General features: G+C 73.6%; 22 protein-coding genes and 3 pseudogenes. 13 read left to right on the top strand and 12 right to left on the bottom strand.

What is annotated here, in order from left to right; genetic code table 11:
- Nucleotides 1–35 precede the first annotated feature (35 nt).
- Nucleotides 36–476 (bottom strand): XRE family transcriptional regulator, encoded by a 441-nt coding sequence (locus ACFFHU_RS14165; protein ID WP_377338951.1) that lies wholly within the window; start codon nucleotides 474–476, stop codon nucleotides 36–38.
- Between the two features lie 260 nt (nucleotides 477–736).
- Between ACFFHU_RS14165 and ACFFHU_RS14170 the strand changes: the two are divergent.
- The 6 genes and pseudogenes from ACFFHU_RS14170 to ACFFHU_RS14195 form a co-directional block, all read left to right on the top strand.
- Nucleotides 737–1,054: pseudogene (locus ACFFHU_RS14170) on the top strand (hypothetical protein); the annotation flags it as partial.
- Nucleotides 1,055–1,164: 110 nt separating this feature from the next.
- On the top strand, nucleotides 1,165–1,509 hold the full coding sequence (locus ACFFHU_RS14175; RefSeq protein ID WP_377338953.1) for a hypothetical protein: 345 nt from the start codon (nucleotides 1,165–1,167) through the stop codon (nucleotides 1,507–1,509).
- A gap of 427 nt (nucleotides 1,510–1,936) precedes the next feature.
- The gene (gene phoH2 / locus ACFFHU_RS14180) at nucleotides 1,937–3,334 is read left to right on the top strand and encodes an RNA 5'-3' helicase PhoH2 (RefSeq protein ID WP_377338956.1); all 1,398 of its coding nucleotides are present in this window, start codon (nucleotides 1,937–1,939) and stop codon (nucleotides 3,332–3,334) included.
- A 284-nt stretch (nucleotides 3,335–3,618) separates the two neighbouring features.
- Nucleotides 3,619–4,326, top strand: a complete 708-nt coding sequence (locus tag ACFFHU_RS14185) for an aggregation-promoting factor C-terminal-like domain-containing protein (RefSeq protein WP_377338958.1) — start codon at nucleotides 3,619–3,621, stop codon at nucleotides 4,324–4,326.
- A 191-nt stretch (nucleotides 4,327–4,517) separates the two neighbouring features.
- Nucleotides 4,518–5,150 carry a rhomboid family intramembrane serine protease gene (locus ACFFHU_RS14190; RefSeq protein ID WP_377338959.1) on the top strand — a complete coding sequence of 211 codons (633 nt, stop codon included), beginning with the start codon at nucleotides 4,518–4,520 and terminating at the stop codon, nucleotides 5,148–5,150.
- 94 nt (nucleotides 5,151–5,244) lie between these two features.
- Entirely contained in the window at nucleotides 5,245–6,213 is a 969-nt protein-coding gene (locus tag ACFFHU_RS14195) for an NAD(P)/FAD-dependent oxidoreductase (protein WP_377338960.1), read from the top strand.
- 141 nt (nucleotides 6,214–6,354) lie between these two features.
- On the opposite strand, the gene ACFFHU_RS14200 is transcribed toward ACFFHU_RS14195, so the two are convergent.
- Both ACFFHU_RS14200 and glpX read right to left on the bottom strand, forming a co-directional pair.
- Nucleotides 6,355–7,335, bottom strand: coding sequence for a DMT family transporter (locus tag ACFFHU_RS14200; protein WP_377338962.1), 981 nt, complete (start codon nucleotides 7,333–7,335; stop codon nucleotides 6,355–6,357).
- Complete coding sequence (gene glpX / locus ACFFHU_RS14205; protein WP_377338965.1) at nucleotides 7,332–8,363, bottom strand: class II fructose-bisphosphatase; 1,032 nt, start codon at nucleotides 8,361–8,363, stop codon at nucleotides 7,332–7,334. Before glpX ends, ACFFHU_RS14200 begins: the two co-directional genes overlap by 4 nt.
- A gap of 204 nt (nucleotides 8,364–8,567) precedes the next feature.
- Between glpX and ACFFHU_RS14210 the strand changes: the two genes are divergently transcribed.
- The gene (locus ACFFHU_RS14210) at nucleotides 8,568–9,218 is read left to right on the top strand and encodes a DUF4245 domain-containing protein (protein ID WP_377338967.1); all 651 of its coding nucleotides are present in this window, start codon (nucleotides 8,568–8,570) and stop codon (nucleotides 9,216–9,218) included.
- A gap of 80 nt (nucleotides 9,219–9,298) precedes the next feature.
- On the top strand, nucleotides 9,299–10,150 hold the full coding sequence (locus ACFFHU_RS14215; RefSeq protein WP_377338969.1) for a hypothetical protein: 852 nt from the start codon (nucleotides 9,299–9,301) through the stop codon (nucleotides 10,148–10,150).
- A gap of 85 nt (nucleotides 10,151–10,235) precedes the next feature.
- Here the strand turns inward: ACFFHU_RS14215 and ACFFHU_RS14220 are convergent, their stop codons facing one another.
- Both ACFFHU_RS14220 and xseA read right to left on the bottom strand, forming a co-directional pair.
- Nucleotides 10,236–10,463 (bottom strand): exodeoxyribonuclease VII small subunit, encoded by a 228-nt coding sequence (locus ACFFHU_RS14220; RefSeq protein WP_377338970.1) that lies wholly within the window; start codon nucleotides 10,461–10,463, stop codon nucleotides 10,236–10,238.
- Nucleotides 10,464–10,528: 65 nt separating this feature from the next.
- A complete protein-coding gene (xseA, locus tag ACFFHU_RS14225) occupies nucleotides 10,529–11,752 on the bottom strand; it encodes an exodeoxyribonuclease VII large subunit (RefSeq protein ID WP_377338972.1) in 1,224 nt (407 codons plus the stop codon).
- A gap of 146 nt (nucleotides 11,753–11,898) precedes the next feature.
- Here xseA and ACFFHU_RS14230 point away from each other — a divergent pair, with 146 nt between their 5' ends.
- Both ACFFHU_RS14230 and ACFFHU_RS14235 read left to right on the top strand, forming a co-directional pair.
- Nucleotides 11,899–12,927: a 4-hydroxy-3-methylbut-2-enyl diphosphate reductase gene (locus ACFFHU_RS14230; RefSeq protein ID WP_377338974.1), complete on the top strand. Its 1,029-nt coding sequence runs from the start codon at nucleotides 11,899–11,901 to the stop codon at nucleotides 12,925–12,927.
- A 64-nt stretch (nucleotides 12,928–12,991) separates the two neighbouring features.
- The gene (locus ACFFHU_RS14235; protein ID WP_377338976.1) at nucleotides 12,992–13,453 is read left to right on the top strand and encodes a hypothetical protein; all 462 of its coding nucleotides are present in this window, start codon (nucleotides 12,992–12,994) and stop codon (nucleotides 13,451–13,453) included.
- 24 nt (nucleotides 13,454–13,477) lie between these two features.
- On the opposite strand, the gene ACFFHU_RS14240 is transcribed toward ACFFHU_RS14235, so the two are convergent.
- On the bottom strand, nucleotides 13,478–14,686 hold the full coding sequence (locus ACFFHU_RS14240) for a DNA recombination protein RmuC (protein ID WP_377338978.1): 1,209 nt from the start codon (nucleotides 14,684–14,686) through the stop codon (nucleotides 13,478–13,480).
- A 54-nt stretch (nucleotides 14,687–14,740) separates the two neighbouring features.
- Here ACFFHU_RS14240 and ACFFHU_RS14245 point away from each other — a divergent pair, with 54 nt between their 5' ends.
- Nucleotides 14,741–15,604, top strand: a complete 864-nt coding sequence (locus ACFFHU_RS14245) for a hypothetical protein (protein WP_377338980.1) — start codon at nucleotides 14,741–14,743, stop codon at nucleotides 15,602–15,604.
- An 82-nt stretch (nucleotides 15,605–15,686) separates the two neighbouring features.
- Here ACFFHU_RS14245 and ACFFHU_RS14250 read toward each other — a convergent pair whose 3' ends face one another.
- Nucleotides 15,687–16,289: a hypothetical protein gene (locus ACFFHU_RS14250; RefSeq protein WP_377338982.1), complete on the bottom strand. Its 603-nt coding sequence runs from the start codon at nucleotides 16,287–16,289 to the stop codon at nucleotides 15,687–15,689.
- A 145-nt stretch (nucleotides 16,290–16,434) separates the two neighbouring features.
- On the opposite strand from ACFFHU_RS14250, the gene ACFFHU_RS14255 reads away from it, so the two are divergent.
- Nucleotides 16,435–17,103, top strand: a complete 669-nt coding sequence (locus tag ACFFHU_RS14255) for a hypothetical protein (protein WP_377338984.1) — start codon at nucleotides 16,435–16,437, stop codon at nucleotides 17,101–17,103.
- Nucleotides 17,104–17,305: 202 nt separating this feature from the next.
- Here ACFFHU_RS14255 and ACFFHU_RS14260 read toward each other — a convergent pair.
- The 5 genes and pseudogenes from ACFFHU_RS14260 to ACFFHU_RS14280 all read right to left on the bottom strand — a co-directional run.
- Nucleotides 17,306–18,025, bottom strand: a pseudogene (locus ACFFHU_RS14260) (ABC transporter ATP-binding protein); the annotation flags it as partial.
- A 192-nt stretch (nucleotides 18,026–18,217) separates the two neighbouring features.
- A pseudogene (locus tag ACFFHU_RS14265) lies at nucleotides 18,218–19,390 on the bottom strand (ABC transporter ATP-binding protein); the annotation flags it as partial.
- Nucleotides 19,387–21,252 carry an ABC transporter ATP-binding protein gene (locus ACFFHU_RS14270; RefSeq protein ID WP_377338986.1) on the bottom strand — a complete coding sequence of 622 codons (1,866 nt, stop codon included), beginning with the start codon at nucleotides 21,250–21,252 and terminating at the stop codon, nucleotides 19,387–19,389. The pseudogene ACFFHU_RS14265 and the gene ACFFHU_RS14270, both read right to left, overlap by 4 nt.
- A 37-nt stretch (nucleotides 21,253–21,289) precedes the next feature.
- Entirely contained in the window at nucleotides 21,290–21,802 is a 513-nt protein-coding gene (locus tag ACFFHU_RS14275; protein ID WP_377338988.1) for a methylated-DNA--[protein]-cysteine S-methyltransferase, read from the bottom strand.
- The gene (locus ACFFHU_RS14280; RefSeq protein ID WP_377338990.1) at nucleotides 21,799–23,301 is read right to left on the bottom strand and encodes an AlkA N-terminal domain-containing protein; all 1,503 of its coding nucleotides are present in this window, start codon (nucleotides 23,299–23,301) and stop codon (nucleotides 21,799–21,801) included. Before ACFFHU_RS14280 ends, ACFFHU_RS14275 begins: the two co-directional genes overlap by 4 nt.
- 242 nt (nucleotides 23,302–23,543) lie before the next feature.
- On the opposite strand from ACFFHU_RS14280, the gene ACFFHU_RS14285 reads away from it, so the two are divergent.
- Complete coding sequence (locus ACFFHU_RS14285; protein WP_377338992.1) at nucleotides 23,544–24,809, top strand: ABC transporter substrate-binding protein; 1,266 nt, start codon at nucleotides 23,544–23,546, stop codon at nucleotides 24,807–24,809.
- Nucleotides 24,810–24,840 lie beyond the last annotated feature (31 nt).

Raw genomic sequence — 24,840 nt, forward strand, 5'->3', positions numbered from 1 at the left:
TGAGACGCGGGTCCATTCTCGCGCCATCTGACTAACTAGACCACCTTTTTCCGGGCGTTCTGCTCGTAGACGGACACGGATGGGCGATAAGCGAGATAGCGGATCGTCTCCCGGATGTGGAATTTCTCCGTGTCGGGCACCTCGGGATCCACCAGCCGCCGCAGCAGGGCCTCCACGTCGGGATCCATGGCCGGCGCCGCCCGGTCCTGCCGGGGCAGCGCCGTCCGGTCCCAACCCAGCACCGCGAAGGCGGCCGTCGGTTGCAGGCCGAGCCCCTCGCAGAAGGCGATGACGCGCTCCGGCTCCGGATCGCTGACCCACTCGCCGCGTACCCATCGGTTGATGGTCTGCCGCGACACGCCGGTGCGCCGCGCGACCTCGGTGCCGGTCCAGGCTCGGGTCGAGCGGGCCTCGTCAAGGGCGCGGCGGACGAACGCTGCGAACGCGACCTTGCGGCCCTGGGCGCGGTGGGGCATCAGGTGACGGTACGGCCGCGTTCCCGTACCCGCAGCCACCGCTGGGTCGTTGTCCTGTGTACGTGACATGGGGGGCCAACTTTCAGCCGTCGCGTTTCCGCCGGTGAAGATGCCTTTCATCCGGAAGGTTAGGCTTCTTGGCCGGCGGGCGAAATCACACGAAAAGCTGATAGTGTCACGTTCACGAGACGTTCAGGGTGGGCCACGTGTCCGGGAGGACAGCGCGTGGCCCGTTCACCGTCGAGGGGGCGGAGAAGTCAGTGACCGAGCTCGCCACCCGGGCCGAGACCTTCGGCCTGGTCGCTGCCGGCGTGGCCGCCGGACTGAGTGCGCCCTGGCGCGTCTATCTCGCCCGCGGGTGCCGCCATCTCTCCCTGCGGGTCGGTGACCGGACCGAGTGGGACGCCTGGCGGACCCATCTGGGTTGTCCCGACCTGAGCGTGCGGGTGTACGAGGCGGGCGGGGAGATCAGGCGTGCCTCATTCGCGGAGGTGGTCGTCGATGGTTGCCGGATCAGCGTGGAGCTCGTCGAGGAGGTCGGCACGGACGACCTCGACCTGCTGCTCGCCGACGAACCTCGGGATCGGGTGGGCGCCGGAACGGCGGAATCCAGCGGAGTCTTCGATGCGGGCGGAGGACGGATGAGCGATCAGGGCACCGGGTCCGACGGGCGGGCAGAGGCGGCCGGATGAGCCCCTTCTTCGCCATTTTTCTGGTGTTGTTGCTCGCCTCGTCCAGCTATGCGGCGGGGCGGCTGCACGGACAGCTGAGCTACCGGGTGGGATACCGGTTCGGCTACCGGCAGGGGTACTTCGACGGCGACCGGGGCGCCTGGAACCGCCGCCGTCGCGACGCCCAGGCGGCCATCGCGTCCGTGCTGGCGGCGCCACCCGCCGGCCCGCGCCGCCGGCACGGTACGACGTACCGCGGCGCCGCCGTGCCGCCGGCGATGGGCGCGCTTCCGGCCGGGCCGGAAGCCGCGGGCGTCGGACACGACACGCCGGATGCCCTGACGGCCCGGCGCCCGGCGTGACGGCCGCGGGCTGGCGCGGCGGCCGGCCCGCGCCCGGCGTGACGGCCGCGGGCTGGCGCGGCGGCCGGCCCGCGCCCGGCTTGCCGGCCCGGCGCTTGGCCTGATGGCCCGGCGCTTGGCCTGATGGCCCGGCGTCGGGCCAACACCGGGTCCGGCGGGGTGTCCCGCCGGGGCCCACCACGTCCGGCGGCCGGAACGCGCGCAAGGGGCCGCGTTCCGGCCGCCGGACGGCGGGCCGGGTCGGCTGCCGCGGTCCGCTTGTAGATCCAGCTGAGACCCCCTAGCGTCTAGGCATGGCCCGGGGTCGTCCCGGACCAGCCGGTCGGCCCGGTTTCGCTTGTCTCGGGGCCAGCACCCGACCCCGTACGCCGGACGCCGGACGAGCCGGAATGCGGGCGGCCGGGTGCCCGCCCGTCGGAGCAGGCCTGTGACGACTCGTGCCACCCAGTCCCCGGCCACCGCGGAGCCGGCAGCCGCCTCGCCCCGCCGGGGTCGGCGTCGCCGCGCCGCGACCACCGACCCCGCGGAGCCTGACCCATCCCGTGTGTATGTCCTGGACACCTCGGTGCTCCTCGCCGATCCCGCCGCCTTCCTCCGGTTCGCCGAGCACGAGGTGGTGCTCCCGCTGGTGGTCATCTCCGAGCTCGAGGGCAAGCGGCACCATCCGGAGCTCGGCTGGTTCGCCCGGCAGTCCCTGCGACTGCTGGACGACCTGCGGATCCAGCACGGCCGGCTTGACCGCCCGGTCCCCGCGAACGAGTCCGGCGGCACCCTGCGGGTCGAGCTGAATCACACCGACGGCGGGATCCTGCCGCCCGGCTTCCGGACCGAGAGCAACGACGCCCGCATCCTCTCAGTGGCGCTCAACCTGGCCGCCGAGGGCCGGTCGGTGACCCTGGTGAGCAAGGACATGCCGCTGCGGGTCAAGGCCGCGGCCGTGGGCCTCACGGCCGACGAGTACCGGCACGGCCAGGCCAGCGACCCGACCTGGACGGGCATGGCCGAACTCACCCTGAGCGAGGAGCGGATCAGCCAGCTGTACGCGGGTGAGCCGCTCGACCTCGACGAGGCGGCCGGCCTGCCGTGCCACACCGGCCTGGTCCTGCACTCCACCGGCGGATCCGCGCTGGCCCGCGTGCTGCCGGACAAGACCGTCCGGTTGGTGCGGGGCGACCGGGAGGCGTTCGGGCTGCGCGGCCGGTCCGCCGAGCAGCGGGTGGCGCTGGACCTGTTGCTCGACGATTCCATCGGGATCGTCTCGCTGGGCGGCCGGGCCGGCACCGGCAAGTCGGCCCTGGCGCTCTGCGCCGGCCTGGAGGCGGCGCTGGAACGCCGCCGGCACAAGCGGGTGGTGGTGTTCCGTCCGTTGTACGCGGTCGGCGGCCAGGAGCTGGGCTACCTCCCCGGCACCGAGTCCGAGAAGATGTCCCCGTGGGCCCAGGCGGTCTTCGACACGCTGGGCGCCGTGCTGCACGAGAACGTGCTCGACGAGGTTCTGGCCCGCGGCATGCTCGAGGTGCTGCCGCTGACCCACATCCGCGGGCGCAGCCTGCACGACGCGTTCGTGATCGTCGACGAGGCGCAGTCGCTGGAGCGCGGCGTCCTGCTCACGGTCCTGTCGCGGATCGGCCAGGGCTCCCGGGTGGTGCTCACCCACGACGTGGCACAGCGGGACAACCTGCGGGTGGGCCGGCACGACGGGGTGACCGCCGTGATCGAGGCGCTCAAGGGCCACCAGTTGTTCGCGCACGTGACGCTGGCCCGCTCGGAGCGCTCGCCGATCGCCGAGGTGGTGACGGATCTGCTGGAGGACGTGCCGCTGTGAGGGAGGGCGTCCTGTTCGGCCCGGTATATTGCGCATAATCCTGTGACGCAAATCACTTTTCGTCGCAACAATTTTCCCTCCAGCCCCACATGCGCAATCGTGTCCATCGAGCGCCCGTCCGGGCCGGGGATCGGTGGACACGATTGCCCCCCGGGCGAACGACGCCGGCCACGCTCCCTGGCCGGGTCGCGGTCCAGCGCGACCGGGGGCGCTCACGGCGCGGTACGAGCCGCCGGTACGCCGGCACGCGCCGTGTCCTCTGCCCCCGATGAAGGGACCAATTGGTGAGTCGGCTCATGCGCCGGTACGGCGTCCGGACGCTCTCGGTCGCCCTGCTGTCCGTAGGTGTGGCCGGGGGTTTCTACCTGGGTGAGGATCGGAAGACCCAGCAGCTGGACGTCAGCAGCCAGCAGGCCCTCGATGTCGAGAACGCCGAGTTCCGCTACCAGCACGAGCAGTACGTGGCGCACGCCGACGACGTGGCGCGCCAGCGGGCGGCTCAGCAGGAGGCCGCCCGGAAGGCCGCCGAGGCGGCCCGGTTGGACGCCGAGCGGGCCAAGGCGGCCGCGGCCGCCAGCCGGGCCAAGGAGCGGGAGAAGAAGGCAGCGGCCGAGGCCAAGGCCGCCGCGGCCAAGTCCGCCGGAACGACGACGACCTACACCGGGCCGATCCCGTCGTCCTGCAACTCCTACAGCGGCAACCGCAAGACCGGCTGCGCCCTCATGCTGGACGCCGGCTTCAAGATCGACCAGATGCCGTGCCTGGACAAGCTGTGGACCAAGGAAAGCCACTGGAACCCCAAGGCCACCAACCCGTCCTCCGGGGCGTACGGCATCGCGCAGGCCGTGCCGGGCAGCAAGATGGCCTCGGTGGCGGATGACTGGAAGACCAACCCGGCCACCCAGATCAAGTGGGGCCTCGGCTACATCGAGGGCCGGTACGACACGCCCTGCGGCGCCTGGTCGCACTCGCAGAGCACCGGCTGGTACTGACACCGGCTCCGGCGACGCCGGGTGCGGGCCGTCCTTGCCCACGCCCGGCGTCGCCGTCTCTGGGCCTGGGCCTGGGCCCGCTGCTGGCCGGGGAATTCGAACACAGACCCGGGGCCGGGTCCCACCGGGACCGGCCGGCGCGGCGCCCGCCAGGTGGCGGACCCGGGGCCGGGCGTGATAGCCAGCTAGGCGTGAACCCGGAGACCCCAGCCCGGAACGACGCCACCCGCTTCGGCACCGAGGCCTTCTACGCGGCGCTCGGCCGGGCGTTCGTGGCGATGTGCGCCGTGGTGCCGCTGCTGTTCGGGATCGAGGCGATCGATGTCTGGCTGCACGCCGGGCTCGACTCGGCGGCCGGGATCATCCCGCACCGCATCGACGGCCTCGACGGGGTGATCTTCGCGCCGTTCCTGCACGCCGGCTTCGAGCATCTGTACAGCAACAGCGTGCCGCTGATCCTGCTGGGCACGTTCGTCCTGGCCGCCGGCGCGCGCCGGTTCCTCTACTCCACCCTGCTGATCATGCTGGTGAGCGGGCTCGGGGTGTGGTTCACCGGCGATGCGAACACCGTGGTGGTGGGCGCCAGCGGGGTGATCTTCGGCTATCTCGGGGTGCTGCTGACCCGCGGCCTGGTCGAGCGGACCTGGTGGAACCTCGCCGTGGTGCTGCTGGTCGGCCTGCTGTACGGCTGGCAGCTGCTGGGGGTGCTGCCCGCCGACCCGGCGGTCTCCTGGCAGGGGCACCTCTTCGGGCTCGTCGGCGGGGTGCTGGCCGCGATCCTCTTCCGCCGCACCGGACAAGACCCCAGCCGGCACACCAGGTAGGGCCGGACCGACCCGCCGGGTGGGGTCTTGCCCGGTACGTCCCGGTCGGCCTACCGTCGGCAGCAACATCCGGTACGGCGGGAGGCGGTGGCTGGTGCGGGACGTCGACATCGCCATCATCGGCGCCGGCCCGACCGGCCTGTTCGCCGCCTACTATGCGGGCTTCCGCGGGCTGTCCGTGGCGGTCGTCGACGCGCTGCCCGAACCGGGCGGCCAGGTCGCGGCCATGTACCCGGAGAAGCTCATCTTCGACGTGGCCGGGTTCCCGGTGATCAAGGGCCGCGACCTGGTGGCCAACCTGGTCGCCCAGGCCGCCACGGTGAGCCCCGAATACCTGCTCGGCGTGCGCGCCGAGAAGCTCACGTACGTGGACGAGCGCCCGGTGCTGGGCCTCGACGACGGCACCCAGCTGCGCTGCCAGGCGGTGCTGATCACCGCCGGCCTGGGCAGCTTCTCGCCGCGCCCGCTGCCGGCCGCCGAGGAGTTCCCGGGCGCCGGGGTGCGGTTCTTCGTGCCCGATCCGACCGAGCTGGCCGGCCGGGACGTGTTGATCGTCGGGGGCGGTGACTCCGCCTTCGACTGGGCCCTCACGCTGCACCCCATCGCCCGGTCGGTCACGATGGTGCACCGCCGCGACCGGTTCCGGGCGCACGCCGGCTCCGTCGCCCGGGTCCAGGCGCTGCCGGTACGCATCATCGTGAACGCCGAGGTCGTCCGGCTGGTCGGCCTCGACCGGGTGACCGCGGCCGAGGTGCTGGCGCGCGGCGCCGACCCCGAGTTGCTGCCGGTGGACAGCGTGGTGGCCGCGCTCGGCTTCACGGCCGAGCTCGGGCCGCTGGCCGAGTGGGGCCTGGCGCTGGACCGGCGGCACATCCTGGTGGACAGCACGATGGCCACCAGCCTGCCGCGGGTGTTCGCGGCCGGCGACATCACCGAGTACACCGGCAAGGTGCGGCTGATCGCCACCGGCTTCGGCGAGGCGGCCACCGCGGTCAACAACGCCGCGGTCACCATCGACCCGGCGGCGCACCTCTTCCCCGGGCACTCCTCCGACGCCGGCTGAGCCAGCCGACGGCAGGTTCCCGGGAGATCTTGGACCGAAACCGTTCTGATCTGGACGGTTTCGGTCCGAGATTTCCGACGACCTGGCCAGGGGCGAGGTTCTCGTCGGCCAGGCGCGCGGCCTGAACGAGTTGCAGGCTCGTCAGCGGCGGATCGGGCGCAGCGCCGCCACGCCGACGGCCACCAGCGTCAGCGCCGCGCCGAGCAGGGTGAACGGGCCGGGCCGGCCGGACGCCGGCGGCGCCGCGAGGTCCAGCAGCACGGCGCCGACCACCTGGCCGGCGATGGTGGCCAGGCCCAGCAGCAGCACCCCGGTGAACCGGACCACGACGGCCGCGACGGCGATGAACACGATGCCGATCGGCCCGCCGAGATACAGCCACGGTTCCCGCGGCCACTCGCCGCTCGGCAGCCCGCGTACGCCGAGATCGACGGCCAGCGCGACCAGCAGCGCGGCCGTGCCGACCGCGAAGTTGACCGCGGTGGCCGTCAACGCGTTGCCCGAGGCCACCCGCACCTGGCCGTTCACGGCCTGCTGCCACGCCGTGCCCACCCCGGCCAGGGCCGGCAGGATGGCCAGCGCGAGTCGCCCCGGGTTGCCCAGGTGGTCGGCGACGGCCAGGCCCACGGCCAGCACGGTGAGGACGGCGCCGAGCAGCCGGGCCGGGCTGATCGGCTGGTGACCGGTCGGGCCGACCCCGGCCCGGTCGACCGCCAGGCTGCTCGCGGACTGGCCCGCCACCACTGCCACGGTGAACACGGCCACCCCCAGCGCGCCCACCGTGAGGCCCTGGGCGGCCACCAGGAACGCCCCGCACATCCCGCCGAGGCACTGCCACGGCCGCAGGCCGCCGTCGCGCAGCGCCGCGCGCAGGGCGCGCAGGCCGCGCCGGCCGGCGGGCAGCAGGGGCACGGCGACCAGCAGGACCAGCAGGCCGATCCCGAAGGAGGCGACGGCCGCGGCGATGCCGTCCCGCAGGCGTACGCCGAGCTCGCCGTTGATGCGCGACTGCCCGGCCACGGCGAGGCCCGAGACCACCGCGAGGGCTATCCCGGCGGCCCGGCGGCCGGCCGGGGTGACCGGCTTGGTCGTCGGGGTCGGCCGTACCTCCGCCCGGCTCACTCCTGCTCGGCCAGGGGCCGGCCGTCGAAGTCGACGGCCGAGTACAGGGCCAGCTTCTCCAGCCGGTGGTAGGAGTCGATCACCCGGATCGTGCCGCTCTTGGAACGCATCACGATCGACTGCGTGTACGCGCCGCCGGCGCGGTACCGCACGCCGCGCAGCAGGTCCCCGGAGGTGATGCCGGTGGCCACGAAGAAGCAGTTGTCGCCGGTGACCAGGTCGTCGGTGTGCAGCACCCGGTCGAGGTCGTGCCCGGCGTCCAGCGCCTTGCGCCGCTCGGCGTCGTCCCGCGGCCACAGCTTGGCCTGCATCACCCCGCCCATGCACTTGAGCGCGCAGGCGGCGGTGATCCCCTCCGGCGTGCCGCCGATGCCCATCAGCACGTCGACATCCGACTCGCCCCGGGCCGCCGCGATGGCGCCGGCGATGTCGCCGTCGGAGATGAACCGGATGGCCGCGCCGGCCCGGCGGATCTCGGCCACCAGGTCGGCATGCCGCGGCCGGTCGAGCACGCAGACGTTCACCCCGGACAGCTCGGTGCCCTTGACCTTGGCGATCCGGCGCAGGTTCTCCGCCACCCCGGCGTTGATGTCCACCACCTCGGCATAGACCGGGCCGACCGCGAGCTTCTCCATGTAGAAGACGGCGCTCGGGTCATACATGGCCCCGCGCTCGGCCACGGCCAGCACGGCCAGCGCGTTCGGCATGCCCTTGCTCATCAGCGTCGTGCCGTCGATCGGGTCGACCGCGACGTCCACCTCGGGGCCGCTGCCGTCGCCCACCTCCTCGCCGTTGAACAGCATGGGGGCGTTGTCCTTCTCGCCCTCGCCGATCACCACGATCCCGCGCATCGGGATGGAGTTGATGAGCTTCCGCATGGCGTCGACGGCCGCCCCGTCCCCGCCCTCCTTGTCGCCCCGGCCGACCCACCGGCCGGCCGCCATGGCGGCCGCCTCGGTGACCCGTACCAGATCCAGGGCGAGGTTGCGGTCCAGGTCCTGGGGAATCCGGGTCCGGGTGTTCGTCATGGCGGTTCCTCCTCGCGACGTTGCGGGGCGGGCCGGCGGGGTCGCTTGCCGGGGCCGCTTCGGCCAGCGAGCCTGGCCCGTGCGGTGCTGCCAGGAATCCTGACACGATGGTCAACTTAATGCCCGCTCGGGGCCGGGGTGACGCAGATGGCGGTAACCTACTCCGCTCGGCAGTGCCGGACGGCCGGCTGTCAAGATAGGTGGGTGGACGCCGTTCAGCCTGCCGGTCCGGTCCGGGACGACCGGGAAGAAAGCGCACCCCACCACGACGCCGACCGGACGTCGCCGGCGGAACGGGACGGCGACCCCGAACGGGCCGAGGTGATCCGGGCGGCCCGCCGGTCGGAGCGTTCGCCCCGGGACATGGCCCTGTCGCTGCTGGTGCTGCTGATCCCGATCGCCCTGTTCATCTCCTTCTACCGGATCATCCTGGGCGGCGACGAGCCGGTGCGGGTCGATCCGGCCGGCTCGGTGGCGGCCGCGGAGGCCGCGAAGCTGTTTCCGGTCCTCGACCCGAGCGAGGCGCCGAGCGGCTGGACCCCGGTGACTTCCAGCTTCCAGCGGGGCGACGGCGGCGGCACCCTCCGGGTCGGCTACGTCGTCGGGGGCAAGGGCGTCCAGCTCGTGCAGAGCAGCGTGCCGGCGCAACGGCTGCTGCCGGCCGAGCTGTCCGGCGCCGCCCGCCCCGCGGGAGCGGTCAACATCGACGGCCGTCCGTGGCAGTCGTACACGGCCAAGCCGGGCGAGCGGGCCCTGGTCCTGCTGTCGTCGAACCGGACAGTGATTGTGGTTGGCGCCGTCGGGGAAGAAAGACTCCGCGACCTGGCGGCGGCATTGCGCGAGCCGGGTCGCTGACCCGAGCGACGTGCCGAAGGGGGCCCGTCGCCCCCCGCCCCCGGCGGCCCCGGCCGCCGGACGACCGCACTGGAGTTCACGTGGACATCCGACGGTGGAGCGTCGTCGGTCTGACCGCCGCGATGCTCGTTCCCGGCCTTGCCGCCTGCAAGCAGCCCGGCGCCGAATCCAACGCCGGGTCGTCGGCCTCGCCGGCGGCGAGCGGCACGAGCGGCGCCATCCCCGGCGCCACGGCGTCGGCCGACGCGAAGCAGGCGCTGCTGGCCTCGACCAACGAGATCGGCAACGGCAACTTCCGGTTCAACCTCACCTCCGGCACCACCACGGCCAGCGGCACGGTGCACAAGCCGAGCCGCAGCGCCGAGCTGCGCAGCACGCTGGGCGGCCCCGGCGCGGACCTGGCCATGGACCTGGACCTGGTCTACATCGAGCCGGACAGCTGGGTGAAGGCCACCTTCAACGGCTCGGCCGCGGACAGCTTCCCGGCGCTGAAGAACTACAACGGCAAGTACCTGCACATCGACCCGACCCGGGCCAAGGGCGCGCAGAACCTGGTCTTCAACTTCGACCAGCTGGACCCCGCGGGCAGCGCGGCGCTGACCAAGGCGGTGGTCGACGTCCACCAGACGGGCACCGGCCAGTACGCCGGCACGATCGACCTGACCAAGGCCACCGACGCCAAGATGGCCGACCAGGCGCTGGTGACCGCCCTCGGGGCGCAGGCCAACTCGCTGCCGTTCACGGCGACGCTGGACGACCAGGGTCGGCTCAACAAGCTGGCCATCCAGGTGCCGGCCACCACCAAGACCAAGGCGCAGGAGCTGACCGTCACCTACTCGGACTACGGCGCCGCCACGGCGGCCCAGAAGCCGCCGGCGGGCGAGACCCAGGAGGCGCCGCCGGAGCTCTACCAGCTGTTCAGCAGCCGCTGATCAGCGCCGAGCCGGGACGGGGCTGCTGAAGCGCCCTCGTCCCGGCTCGAAGCTGGCGCGCCGCGTCCCGGCTGGGACGCGGCGATCAGCTCCCAGCCGCCGGGCGGGCCGCCTCGATCCGTTCCCGGGCGCCGTCCAGCCAGCGCTGGCAGATCGCGGCCAGCCGCTCGCCGCGCTCCCACAGCGCGAGGGAGTCCTCGAGCGAGGTGCCGCCGGCCTCCAGCCGCTCCACGACCGACGCCAACTCGGCGCGGGCCTCCTCGTAGCTCAGCCGCTCGGCCGGCTCGGTCACGTTCTTCTTCTGGTCAGCCATGGCAGCTCAATCTCACCACACGCCGGTGACGGCGGCGGTCCGGGAGGCCGGCGCGGCGACCGCGCTCAGGAGCCGTCGACCGTGGCGGACAGCTCGCCCTCGGCGAGGCGTACCCGGAGTTGATCGCCCTTGTCGACCTCGGCGGCCGCGCGGACGACGTGCCCGTCGGCGCGCTGGACGATCGCGTACCCGCGGTCGAGCGTGGCGGCCGGGGACAGCGCGCGGAGCCGGGCGAGCGTGTGCCGGAGGTCGGCCTCGGCCGAGCTCAGCCGGTGGTCGAGGCACCGCCGGCCACGGTCGCGCAGCGCCGCGGTGTCGGCCGACCGCTGCTCCAGCATGACCTGTGGCCGGGCCAGCACCGGCCGGGACCGCAACCCGTCCAGCCGGTGTGCCTCGCGGTCGAGGAAGCCGACCACCGCGCGGTCGAGCCGCTGCCGGGCCTGCCGGATCAGCCGCTGCTCCTCGGAAAGGTCCGGCACGATCCGCTTGGCCGCGTCGGTGGGGGTGGAGGCGCGCACGTCGGCCACGTAGTCGACCAGCGGCGCGTCGGTCTCGTGCCCGATGGCGCTCACCACCGGCGTACGGCAGGCGAACACCGCCCGGCACAGCGCCTCGTCGGAGAACGGCAGCAGGTCCTCCACCCCGCCGCCGCCCCGGGCCAGGATGATCACGTCGATGCTCTCGTCGGCGTCCAGCACCTTGAGCGCGTCGATGATCTGCGGCACCGCCGTCGGCCCCTGGACCGCCACGTTGACCGTGCGGAACTCCACCGAGGGCCAGCGCCGGCGGGCGTTGCTGAGCACGTCCCGCTCGGCCGCGGAGGCACGGCCGGTGATCAACCCGATCCGCCCGGGCAGGAACGGCGGACGGCGCTTGCGGGCCCGATCGAACAGCCCCTCGGCGGCCAGCAGCTTCTTCAGCTTCTCCAGCCGGGCCAGCAGCTCACCGAGGCCGACCTGGCGGATCTCATCGGCCCGCAGGCTGAGCGTGCCACGGGCGGCGTAGAACTCGGGGCGGGCGTGCAGCACCACCCGGGCGCCCTCGCGCAGCTCGGGCGCGCCGAGGTCGAGGACGTCCCGGTTGGTGGTGACGGTCAGGCTGAGATCCGCCGACGGGTCACGCAGGGTGAGGAAGACGGTGGCCGCCCCCGGACGTCGGCTGATCTGCGCGACCTGGCCGTCGATCCAGACCCAGCCGAGCTTGGCGATCCACGCGCTCAGCTTCTGGCTCACCACCCGCACCGGCCACGGCTGGTCCGAGCTGCTGGGCGGGGTCTCCGGCGCGCTCACGCCGGCAAGCCTACGGCCCGCCGCGTTGATCAAGAGACCTGCGTCGTGGGCGCCGGCGTGGCGTGACGCAGACCTCTTGATCAACGAGGCCGGGCGCCGGTGGATGACGCGGGTCCGGGTCCGGGCGGGCACGTACGATGGGAGCCGTGACCGAGGCTCAGGCGACATCCCGGACCGGCAAGCGCGTGCTCCTGGCGAAGCCCCGCGGCTACTGCGCGGGGGTCGACCGGGCGGTGCAGACCGTCGAAGAGGCGCTCAAGCTGTACGGCGCGCCGATCTACGTGCGCAAGCAGATCGTGCACAACAAGCACGTCGTGTCGACCCTGGAGCGGCAGGGCGCGATCTTCGTGGAGGAGAACGAGGAGGTCCCCGAGGGGGCGATCGTGATCTTCTCCGCCCACGGTGTCGCCCCCGAGGTGTACGACCAGGCGCGCAACCGGTCGCTGCGGGCGATCGACGCCACCTGCCCGCTGGTCACCAAGGTGCACCAGGAGGCCCGGCGGTTCGCGGCGGAGGACTACGACATCCTGCTCATCGGGCACGAGGGCCACGAGGAGGTCATCGGCACCGCCGGTGAGGCGCCCGCGCACGTCCAGCTCGTGGACGGTCCCGAGGACGCCGACACCGTGGTGGTGCGCGATCCCGAGAAGGTCGTCTGGCTGTCCCAGACCACCCTCTCGGTGGACGAGACGCTGGAGACGGTGGCCCGGCTCAAGCGCCGGCTGCCGATGCTGCAGTCGCCGCCGAGCGACGACATCTGCTACGCCACCTCCAACCGGCAGCACGTGGTCAAGGAGATCGCCCCGGACTGCGACGTGGTGATCGTGGTCGGCTCGCGCAACTCCTCCAACTCCGTACGCCTCGTCGAGGTGGCCCTCGACGCGGGCGCCCGGGCCGCCCACCTGGTCGACTACGCGGCCGAGATCGACGACGCCTGGCTGACCGGCGCCGCGACCGTGGGCGTCACCTCCGGCGCCAGCGTGCCGGACGATCTGGTCATGCAGGTGCTCGACCACCTGGCCGAGCGCGGCTTCACCGATGTGGCCGAGGTGACCACCGCCGACGAGCGGCTCAGCTTCGCGCTGCCCCGCGAGCTCAAGCGGGGCATGAAGGAGGCCGCGGACCGGCGTGCTCAGGAGGCCGCCGCGCTGGCGGCCACCGCCGCGGGCCGCTGAGCTCCGCGCCTGCCGCTACGGGAACGGCGGGAACGGTCGGGCCGGCCGTACCGTCAAAGGGCGTATGAGCAGAACCACGTGGCTGGCCGCGGTCCTCGCCGGCGCCGCCCTCGCGCTGAGCGCCTGCGGCGGCGAGGCCGCCGCGCCCACCCCGACCACGTCCGGAGGATCCCCCCTGACCAGCGCCCCCGGCACCCCCACCGGCAGCCCCGAGCCGACCGCCACCCCGACGCAGGGCGATCCACCGGTGTCGTCCCCGCGGCCGAAGTTCCCGCCGAGGGTGACGAGGCCCCCGAAGCCACCCACCCAGGCCGGCCCCGGGGCGCGTACGACGGTCACCGGCACGATCAGCGAGGGCGTCGAGGGCAACTGCCTGCTGCTCAACGGCTACCTGCTGCTGGGCGGCCCGCGGAACGTGCTGAAGCCGGGCGCCCGGGTCACCGTGGCCGGACGGGTACAGCCGGGCATGATCACAACCTGCCAGCAGGGCACCCCGCTGGTGGTGGAGAGCGCCCAGCCGGGCTGACGGAGCCGGCGCCGCAACACGGCGTCAGGCAGGTTCGCCGGGCTGCCCGCGGCCCAGCGCCGCTGGCTCTGACTCGACCGGCACCAGTACGTCCGGCTCGACCAGCTCGGGCGCCTGCGGCTGGCGCGGGGCGACCTCGACCTGCGCCGGCGCGGTCAGTTCCGCACCCGAGACACCGAGGTCGGCGAGCTTGCGCGCGCTCACCAGGACCCGCGCCTCGAGCGAACCCACCGCCCGGTTGTACGCGGTGACGGCCGTGCCCAGCGCGTTGCCGAGCCGCCCGACGTGGTCACCCATAGTGGACAGCCGCCCGTACAGCTCGCGGGCCAGCTCGTGCACCGCCACGGCGTTGCGGGCCAGCGCCTCCTGCCGCCACGCGTAGGCGACCGTGCGCAGCAGCGCCACCAGGGTGGCCGGGGTGGCCAGCACGACATTGCGGGTGAACGCGTGCTCCAGCAGCGACGGGTCGCGCTGCAGGGCCACGTCCAGGAACGGGTCGGCCGGCACGAACAGCACCACGAACTCGGGCGTGGACGGGAACGCGGCCCAGTAGGACTTCGCGCCCAGCGCGTCCACATGCGACCGGAGGGCCCGGGCGTGCGCGTCGAGCTGGGCGTTCCGGGCCCGCTCGTCCCGGGCCTCCATGGCCGACAGGTACGCGTCGAAAGGGGCCTTGGCGTCCACCACCACGGACCGGCCGCCGTGCAGCCGGACCACCAGGTCGGGGCGGACCATGCCGGTTTCGTCGACGCTGGCGGTCACCTGCTCGGCGAAGTCGCAGTGCTCGAGCATCCCGGCGGCCTCCACGATGCGGCGCAGCTGGTGCTCGCCCCACCGCCCGCGTACCTGGGGCGCGCGCAGCGCCGCGACGAGCTGCTTGGTCTCGGTGCGCAGCTCGCCGGAGACCGAGCTCATCGCGCGTACCTGCTCGCGCAGCTCGGCGTACGCGCCGACCCGGTCGTGCTCCAGCTCGGCCACCCGCAGCTCGTACCGGCGCAGCGTCTCGTGCAGCGGCGCCACCGCCCGGGCCACCGCCTCCTGCGACTGGGCCGTGGCCTCGTACGAGAGGGCCCGCATCGACTGCTCCAGCCGGCCCTCACCGTCGCGGGTCGCCAGCAGCATGGCGTCCAGCCGGGCGATCTGGGCGGCCGACCGGGCACGGGCGGCGAACCAGCCGAGCGCCGCTCCCACCGCCAGGCAGAGCAACACCACGGCCACCGTCGAGGCATCCATCCCCGAAAGCTTGCCAGCCGAGTACGACGAGACGCCGGTGGGTACGGTTGAACGGTGGAAGGTGTCCTGCTGGTCGTGCTCGTGCTGATGCTTGGGGGTGCGTTCGTGTTCTGGCGGCGTTGGGGCAGTTCGCGGGAGTCCGAGGCGCTGGCGGACGCCCGCGCCGAGGCGCAGCGCTGGTACGAGCGGCTCGGCGGCCAGCTGATGAACCTGCACGGCGACCAGCCTGCGGTGAAGCAGGCCCTGGTGGACGCGGGGGAGCGGTACAACGCGGCCGGCAGCCAGCTCGAGCAGGCCCGGTCGCTGAAGCAGTTCGAGCTGGCCCGGGAGACCGCGCTGGAGGGCCTGACCTACATCCGTGCCGCCCGGACCGCCATGGGCATCGACCCTGGCCCGGAGCTGCCCGCCCTGGCCAGCGCCCGCGGCACGGGCCAGCTCACCAAGGAGCGCGAGGTCAACGTCCAGGGGCAGACCTTCCGGGCCGGGCCGCAGCCGGGCCAGGGCACCCCGTACTACTACCCCGGCGGCTACTACCAGGGCCGGCCGGTGCCGTCGGGCTGGTACTCGACCCCATGGTGGAAGACCGCGCTCGGCGCGGGCGCCGGCGTGCTCGGCGGCATGCTGATCGCCGACGCGCTGTTCTCGCCGGCCTGGGGTGACTCCGGCTACGGCTTCGAACACGGCTACGAAGAGGGCTTCCACGACGGGTACGACGACGGCCAGGACGCCGGTGACGGAGGCGGCGACGGCGGTGGCGACGGCGGCCAGGACCTCGCGGGCGACCAGGACTTCGCCGGTTCGGGCGACTGGGGCGGCGACCAGGGCGGCTGGGGCGGCGGAGACCAGGGCGGCGACTGGGGTGGCGGGGACTTCGGCGGGAGCGACTTCGGCGGCGGCGACTTCGGCGGCGACTTCTAGCTCGTATTTCAGCAGGACTGGCCGGCCGGACCAGGGCCGGCGTGGCAGTCCTCGGTTCGACCCGGGACCGTCGACGCAGGTGTCAGGCCGTACCGGCCGCCGGCCCGGAGCCCGCGGTGGTCTGCCGCGGCGCGGCCGGATCCGCCGACCGGTTGCCCGGGTCGATCCGGGCGAGCACCAGGTAGTCGGCGGACCGGCGGCGGGCCAGGGCCGTCTGCCGGGTGAGCGCGGGTGCCAGGGCGGCGAGCACGAGAGTCGGTATCCAGTACGCCGGACGGTCGAAAACCGCCAACGCGGCGGTGAGCACCGCCAGACCGCCAACCAGGATGGCCGCTCCGGCCGCGCCACCTCGTTGCCCGAGCTGAAGCCGGGCAACGGCAAGCGCGGCGGCGGCGACGCGGGGGTTGTCCGGCGGTACGCCCCGGCGTACCGCCTCAAATGCCTGCCGGCGTTCGGCGTCGGTCAGCCGCGGGCCGTCCGCCGGGTCGAACCGACGTTGCTGCCGCGCCGTGAAGAGCGCCATGATCATTCCGTACGGGACGCCGCCGACCAGGAACAGCAGGGCGGCGAACCGGCTACCGGCGCCCGGGTCCGCCAGCAGGCGCCAGCCGGCGGTGAGGCAGCCGAACAGCGCGCCCAGCACAATCCCCCGGGCCCACAACGGCCAGCCCATCATCCGGTGCATTCGATCACCGTAGATCGGTCGGCTGATCCGTGCTGACCCGTCGCCCGGGCCGGGAAGCCGACCGCGGGCCTTCCGGCCACCCGGCGGGTGGATGGTAGGGCTGACCGGATGGTGCCGGGCCGCGCCGTTGGGCAGCATCGGTGGGGTGAGCACGCAAACCTGGTCGGCCGACCCGGCCCGACGCGACGACGTCCGCTCCGGCCCGGCCGGCTCCGGGACCGGCCGAGCCTGGCTCCTCGGCCTGGGCGCGGCGGCCCTCGCGGTGGGGCTGGTGACCGCCGTCGCGCAGGCGGTCGACCGGTTCCACTGGTGGGCCGGCTTCGTGTTGACCCCGGGCGCGCTGATCGCCGCCTGCGGCGTACCGCTGCTGGTCCGGGGCGGCAGCCGGGCCGTGGTCGGGTACGTGGTGACCTGGCTGGGTCTGCTCGTCGGCGCCGTCGGCGCCCTGCTGATGCTGGGCGCCATGGGCTTCGGCTGGCCGTTGATGATCATTCTGCCGGCCCTGTCCGTAACCGGCACCTACCTGTGGCGGCCCGATCGTCCGCTGCTGCGGGCGCTGCACCGGAGCGTCGCCACGCTGGGCCTGGTGGTGGCCGGGCTGGGCGCGACGTTCCTGCTGCTGCACGCCGGTTGGGCGCACCTGCGCTCCGGCTGGTGGGGCGCCTTCCTCATGGCGGCCGGCGTGGCCATCGCGGCCAACGGCGCCGAGGCGGCGCGGCACCGGATGCCGTACCGGTTGTCGGCGGTGACCCTCGCCCTCGGACCGGCCGCGGTGGCCTTCCTGCTCGGCCTCCGCTTCCTCCGCGGCTTCTGACCCCACCCCCCGCCCCCGGCCCCCGCCCCCGCCCGCCCCGCCCCGCCCGTCGATCTTGCAGTTTTGGCCCCGACAAAAGGGGTCTTCCACGCGAATCAGGGGCCAAAACTGCAAGATCGCGACGGGCGGGGCGGGGGGCGGGCGGCGGGGAGGCCGGGGAGGGTGGGGGCGGGGAGGGCGGGGAGGGCGGGGCGGGGAGGGGTCAGACCAGGCTGTCGCGCCACTGCTGGTGCAGGGCGTCGTAGCGGCCGCCCGTGCCGACCAGCTCGGCCGGTGGGCCGTCCTCGACGATCCGACCGTTCTCAAGCACCAGCACCCGGTCGGCGATCTCCACGGTCGACAACCGGTGCGCGATCACCAGGGCGGTCCGTTCCCGCAGGATGGTCCGCAGCGCGCGCTGCACGAGCCGCTCGCTCGGTACGTCGAGCGCCGACGTGGCCTCGTCGAGGATCAGCACGTCCGGGTCGGCCAGGAACGCCCGGGCGAACGCCACGAGCTGCCGCTGCCCCGCCGAGAGCCGGCCACCCCGCCGGTGCACTTCCGTCTCGTAGCCGTCCGGCAGGGCCCGGATGAACTCGTCGGCGCCGATGGCCCGGGCCGCCGCGGCGACCTCCTCGTCGGTGGCCTCCGGCCGGCCGAACCGGATGTTCTCGGCCACCGTGCCGGAGAACAGGTGGGTCTCCTGGGTGACCATGACCACGGCCCGCCGCAGCTCGACCTCGGTGACGTCGCGCAGGTCCACCCCGTCCAGCGACACCGTGCCGGCGGTGGGGTCGTAGAACCGGGACACCAGCTTGGCGATCGTCGACTTGCCGGCCCCGGTGGCGCCGACCAGCGCCACGGTCTGTCCGGCCGGCACCACCAGCGCCAACTTGGGCAGGATCGGCGTCTCCGGCCGGTAGCCGAAGCTCACGTCCCGAAATTCGATCCGGCGACCGCCGGAGCGCAGCCGGAGCCGGGGTGTGGCGGAGTCGAGCACCGGCTCGTCGGTTCCGCCGGAGCGCAGCCGGAGCCGGGGTGTGGCGGAGTCGAGCACCGGCTCGTCGGTTCCGCCGGAGCGCAGCCGGAGCCGGGGTGTGGCGGAGTCGAGCACCGGCTCATCATCCGGGCCCGGTCCGGTGGGCAGCGCCACCGGCCGGGCGGGCTCGGGCACGGCCGGCCGCTCGTCGAGCACCCCGGCCAGCTTTTCCAGCGCGGCCGTGGCGGACTGCAGCGAGTTGTAGAACTGGCTCAGCTCCTGCATCGGCTCGAAGAACCGGCGCAGGTAGAGCAGGAACGCGGCCAGCACGCCCACGCCCATCTGGCCGTGCAGCACCCGGGCGCCGCCGTAGGTGAGCACCACCGCGATCGTCACGTTGCCGATTACCTTGATGGCCGGCGAGTACTTGGCGAGCAGCCGGAAGGCGTGCAGGTTGGCCACCCGGTAGTCGTCGTTCACCACGTCGAAGATCTGCTGGTTGCGCGGTTCCCGGCGGAACGCCTGCACCGCCCGGATGCCGCCGAGCGACTCGACGAAGTGGACGATCACCAGCGCGATCGCCTCCCGGCTGCGCCGGTAGGCCACCGCGCTGGCCCGGGCGAACCAGATCGACAGCCCGAGCAGGAAGGGGAACGCCAGCAGGGTCACCGCGGCCAGCGGCGGATCGAGCCAGAGCAGGATGCCGGCCACCGAGACGATCGAGAGGGCGGCCAGGACCAGGTCGTCGATCCCGCCGTCGGCCAGCTCGGCGATCGAGTCCATGTCGCTGGTCAGCCGGGCGACGACCCGGCCGGAGGTGTACCGCTCGTGGAAGCCGACCGACAGCCGCAGGAAGTGGTCGTACACCCGGCGGCGCAGGTCGAGCAGGACGGCCTGGCCGATCCGCGCGGAGAGGGTGAGGAAGCCCCGCTTGCCCGCGTAGTCGGCCGCCACGGCCAGCACGAAGGCCGCGGCGATCATGGTGAGCGGGCCCCAGTTGCCGGCCCGGAGCGGCCCGATGGCCCGGTCGATGCCGAGCATGACGAGGTAGGGGCCGGCCATCGCGGCCGCGTTCTGCACCAGCAGCAGCAGCACCGTCACGGCCAGCAGGCGCCGGTGCGGCCGCAGCAGCGAACGCAGCAGCGCCCGACTGCGCGAGCGCAGCAGCGCGACCGCGGGCGCGCCGCTGCCCTCGGCCGCGGTGCGGTCGGCGTCGGCGTCGACCGCCCGGCCCCGCCAGCCGGCGACGTCCGGCGCCGCCGGGTCCGTCCCGGTCGGCCCGGACGGCGGCCGGGTGACGGTGGACCTGGGCGGAACGCGGAGCGTCATGACCGGGCCAACCCCCACTCGCCCACCACGGGCGCCGCCGTCCGGTCCGGCTCGCCGGCCGGTACGGCGTCGGGCCCGGCCTCCTCGTCGGTGGCCGCCAGCACGGCCCGGTACGCCGGCACGCTGGCCAGCAGCTCCGAGTGCGTGCCCACGGCGGTGATCCGGCCGTCCTGCAGCAGCGCCACCCGGTCGGCCAGCGCGATGGTCGACGGCCGGTGCACCACCACCAGCGCCGTGGTGTCCTGCAGCACCCGGGCCAGGGCGGCCTCCACCAGCGACTCGGTGTGCACATCGAGCGCGGAGAGCGGGTCGTCCAGCACCAGCACCCGGGGGCGGCCGAGCACCGCGCGGGCCAGGGCGAGTCGCTGGCGCTGCCCGCCGGAGAGGGACAGCCCCTGCTCGCCGATCCGGGTGGCGAGCCCCCACGGCAGGTCGTACACGAAGCCGGCCTGCGCTACCGCGAGCGCCGTCCGGACCTCGTCCTCGCCGGCGTCCGGCCGGCCCAGCGTGAGGTTTTCCCGGACCGACATCGAGAACAGGGTCGGCTCCTCGAAGGCCGCGCCCACCACGTGCCGCAGCGAGTCGAGCCGGATGTCGCGCACGTCCCGACCGTCCAGCATGATCCGTCCGCCGGTCACGTCGTGCAGCCGGGGCAGCAGGGCCAGCAGGGTGGTCTTGCCGCTGCCGGTGGCACCGACGATGGCCACGGTCTCGCCCGGCTCGATCGTCAGGTCGACGCCGCGCAGCACCGGCGCCGCCGTGCCCGGGTAGCCGAAGTGGACGCCCTCGAACCGGACGGCGCCGGCGGTGTCGCCCGGCGCGACCGGCACGGCGCCCGGCCGGTCCGTGATCTCCGGCTCGGTGTCCAGCACCTCCTGAATCCGGTCGGCCGCGGTCATCGCCTCCTGGCCGTTCGCGATGATCCAGCCGAGCGACTCGACCGGCCAGACCAGCATCAGCTGGAGTGAGACGAACGCCACCAGCTCACCGATGGTGAGCGCGCCGCGGGCGGCCGCCACCGTCCCGGCGACCAGCACGGCCGCCATCGTGAGGTTGGGCACGAGGTCGAACTCGGCCGAGGTGCGGGCCAGCAGCCGCCCCTTGCCGACGGCCGTGTCCCGCAGCTCGGCGGCGCTGCCGGCGAACCGCCGGGCCATCTGCGGCCGCCGGCCGTACGCCTTGATGGTCCGCAGCCCCTGCGCGGACTCCTCCACCAGCGTGGCCACGTCGCCCAGCTGGTCCTGCATCCGGCGGGAGGCGGTCAGGTAGTAGCGGGTGAATCGCCGGCTGACCAGGAACAGCGGCACCGAGCTGGCGCCCACGAGCAGGCCGAGCGGCCAGTTCAGCCCGACCAGCAGCACCACCACGGTGACGTAGGTGAGCAGGTTGACGATCAGGAAGATCAGCCCGAACGACAGGAACCGGCGGATCACCGAGAGGTCGCTGGTGATCCGGGACAGCAGCTGGCCGGACTGCCAGCGGTCGTGGAAGCCGACGGGCAGCCGCTGCAGGTGCGCGTAGAGCTCGGCCCGGATGGCCGCCTCCATGCCCATGGCGGCCGAGGACTGCACCCAGCGTCGTACGAAGATCAGCCCGGCCTCGAACAGGCCGAGGGCCAGCGCCAGGCCGCCCAGCCAGAGCAGCCCGGCCCGGTCGTGGTGGGCGATCGGCCCGTCCACGACCTGCCGGACCACGAGCGGCACGGCGATGCCGGCGCCGGTGGACGCGAGCGCGGCGAGAACCAGCCAGACCAGCTGGCCGGCGTACGGCCGGACGTACCGGCGCAGCCGCCACAGGTTGTGCAAGGAATGCCGCCCCCCGGCCACCCGCCTCGTGCCACCGTCGTCACGAGTAGCAGGCACGTTCTGACCGTACCGGCCGGTTGTGACGCTCCGGGAGTCAGCTTGTCGTCAACCGCCGTTCGTGACCGAGAAGCCACTTCTTCACATCCAGCCCCCAGCGGTATCCGCCCAGCGCGCCGTCCGTGCGCAGCACCCGGTGGCAGGGGACGAACAGCGCCACGGCGTTGCGCGCGCAGGCCGCCGCCGCGGCCCGGACCGCGCGGGGCCGGCCGGTCAGCTCGGCGAAACCGGTGTACGTGACCGGCTCCCCGGGCTTGACCCGGCGCAGCACCTGCCAGGCCTGGTCCCGGAACTCGCCCCCGGTGTGCTGCCGGACCGGCACCCGGTCCGGCGCGTCGAGATCGCCGTCGAGGTAGGCGGCCAAGGCCCGGGTCACCGCGCCGGCGTCCGGCAGCGCGCGTACCGGCGCGCGCAGGCTGGGGTGCACGAGCGCGAGCAGCGGCTCGGTCTCGGTGGTGAAGCCGGCGGCCCGGACCGCGCCGTCCGGGTCGACCAGCACGGTCAGCGGGCCGGTCGGGGTGTGCAGGGTGCTGCCGGTGAGCGTGGTCATGCTTCCTCCATCGTCGGTTGGGGTCGTTCGGCCCGCCAGAGCCGGATCACGGCGTAGGAACGCCAGGGCCGCCAGCGCTGGGCGTGCCGCGCCAGCTCCGCCGGGTCGCCCGGCAGGCCGAGCGCCAGCGCGCCGCGCCGGACGCCGAGGTCGGTGGGCAGGAAGACGTCCGGGTCGCCGACCGCGCGCATGGCCAGGTAGCCGGCCGTCCACGGCCCCACGCCGGGCAGCGCGGCCAGCCGGGCGGCCGTCTCGGCCCGGTCGCCGCCGGGCGCGAGGTTGAGCTCGCCGTCGGCGCACGCCCGGGCCACCGCCCGGATCGTCGCCCGCCGCGCGGCCGGCATCCGGTACGCCTCGTCGGGCAGCTCCAGCACCTCGGCCGCCCCCGGGAACCCGACCAGGTCGCCGCCGGCGGCGGGATGTTCGCCGGCGCCCCCGCCGGTGGCGGTGTGTCCGGTGGCGGTGCGTCCGGTGGCCGCGCCGACCAGGTGGGCGAGCACGGTTCGGGCGCCGGCCACCGAGACCTGCTGCCCGACCACCGCCCGGACCGCCATCTCGAAGCCGTCGACCGCGCGCGGCACCCGTACCCCCGGCTCGGCCTCGACCGCGGCGGCCAGCGCGGGGTCGGCGGCCAGCGTGGCGTCCACGGCGGCCGGGTCGGCGTCCAGATCCAGCAGCCGCCGGCAGCGCGCCACCGCGGGCGCCAGATCGCGGACGTCGGACAGCAGCAGCGTGGCGGCCACGTACCCGGGCAGCGGCCGCAGGGTGACGTCGGCCGGACCGTGCGGCAGCGGGACGACCCGGCGGTACGTGCCGGCCGTCACCTCCTCGACGCCGGGGATCGCGCGCCGGGCCAGGAAGGCCAGCAGCGCCCCGGCGTGCAGCGGCGGCCGGTACGCGAGCCGCAGCGCGATGGCCCCCGTGCCGCCCGTGGCCGCGCGCCGGCGCGACCGCAGCTCGGACGGGGTGGCGCCGTAGACCTCGCGCAGCGTCTCGTTGAACTGCCGCACGCTGCCGAAGCCGGCCGCGAACGCGATCTCGGCCAGCCCGAGGTCGGTCGTCTCCACCAGGATCCGGGCCGTCTGCGCGCGCTGCGCGCGGGCCAGCGCCAGCGGTCCGGCGCCGAGTTCGGTGCTCAGCAACCGGTGCAGGTGCCGTTCGGTGTAGCCGAGCCGGGCCGCCAGCCCGGGCACGCCCTCCCGGTCGACCACGCCGTCGGCGATCAGCCGGACGGCCCGGCCGACCAGGTCGCCCCGGACGTCCCACTCGGGCGAGCCGGGGGAGGCGTCCGGCCGGCAGCGCCGGCAGGCCCGGAAGCCGGCCCGCTGGGCGGCCGCCGAGGAGGGGTAGAACCGGACGTTCTGCCGCTTTGGCGTGGTGGCCGGGCAGGACGGCCGGCAGTAGATGCGGGTGCTGGTGACGGCCGTGTAAAACCAGCCGTCGAAGCGCTGGTCGCGGCTGTCGACGGCTCGGTAACACCGTTCGAAGTCGAGGTCCACGTGGCAATACTGCCGCTCCGGGCGGCCCATGGCTCGCGGGATTCGGACGTGGGCGTACGGGTCGGATGTCCGGTTCGTGGGAGCGTGTCCAATCGTGGCAAAACGATGCGTACCGGGCCGGCTATACCGAACGGTAACAACACGGCAACGTTCGTTGACACTTGTCCGAGGTCAGGGGCAGTGTGCTTGACGGCAGACGTGGGACCAACGGCTGCCCCAACACGAAAAGAAGGTGGGGAGTCATGCGCTTTTCCCGGCGAGCCGCGGTAGCGGTGGTCGGTGCGGCCGCGCTCTTCGCAACCGCCGCCTGCGGCAACGGAAACAGCGGCGGCGGAAGCGGTTCGAAGAACGTCGAGGTGTTCACCTGGTGGGCCGACGGCGGTGAGAAGGCGGGCCTCGACGGGCTGGTCAACCAGTTCAAGTCGGCGTGCTCGAACTACGAGTTCCAGAACGGCGCGATCGCCGGTGGCGCCGGCTCGAACGCCAAGCAGGTGCTGGCGTCGCGGCTGCAGCAGAACGACCCGCCGGACACGTTCCAGGCGCACGCGGGCGCGGAGCTGTCCGACTACATCAACGCCGGCCAGGTCGAGGACCTCAGCAGCGAATACCAGGACTGGGGCCTCAAGGACGCCTTCCCCAAGGGCCTGATCGACAACCTCACGGTCGACGGCAAGATCTACTCGGTGCCCGCGAACATCCACCGCGCCAACGTGGTGTGGAGCAACAAGTCCGTGGTCAGCAAGGCCGGCATCACGTCGGACCCGAAGACGCTGGACGAGTTCATCGCCGACCTGGACAAGCTCAAGTCCAAGGGCGTGGCCACGCCGCTGGCGCTGGGCAAGGACTGGACCCAGCTGATGCTGCTGGAGTCGGTGCTGATCACCGACCTCGGGCCGGAGAAGTTCAGCGGCCTGTGGACCGGCAGCACCGACTGGAAGGGCGCCGACGTCACCAAGGGCGTCGAGGACTTCAAGAAGCTGCTCAGCTACTCGAACAAGGACCGGGACACGTTCGACTGGACCGACGCCGAGAAGCTGGTCATGGACGGCAAGGCCGCGTACCAGCTGATGGGTGACTGGGAGGCCGCCGACCTGGACGCCAAGGGCTTCAAGGACTACGGCTACTTCCCGTTCCCGGGCAACGGCAACACGTTCCAGTGGCTGGCCGACTCGTTCGTGCTGCCCAAGAACGCCAAGAACGCGGACGGCACGAAGTGCTGGCTGAAGACCGTGGGCAGCGCCGAGGGGCAGAAGGCCTTCAACACCAAGAAGGGCTCGATCCCGGCCCGGACGGACGCCAACCCGGCCGACTACCCGCAGTACCAGCAGACCGCGATCGCGGCCTGGAAGTCCGCCACCCAGGTGCCGTCGTGTGCGCACGGCGCGGCCTGCTCCCAGGGCATGCAGGGGGCCGCGGCGTCGGCGCTGGGCAAGTTCTCCAGCGACCAGAACGCCGCCCAGCTGCAGAACGCCATGGCAGCCGGCATCGCTCAGTTCGCCAAGAAGTAATTCACCCGTACGCGGCGGGGCGCCCCTCGGC

It is taken from the genome of Plantactinospora siamensis (genome assembly GCF_042434095.1).
Lineage (GTDB): Bacteria > Actinomycetota > Actinomycetes > Mycobacteriales > Micromonosporaceae > KBS50.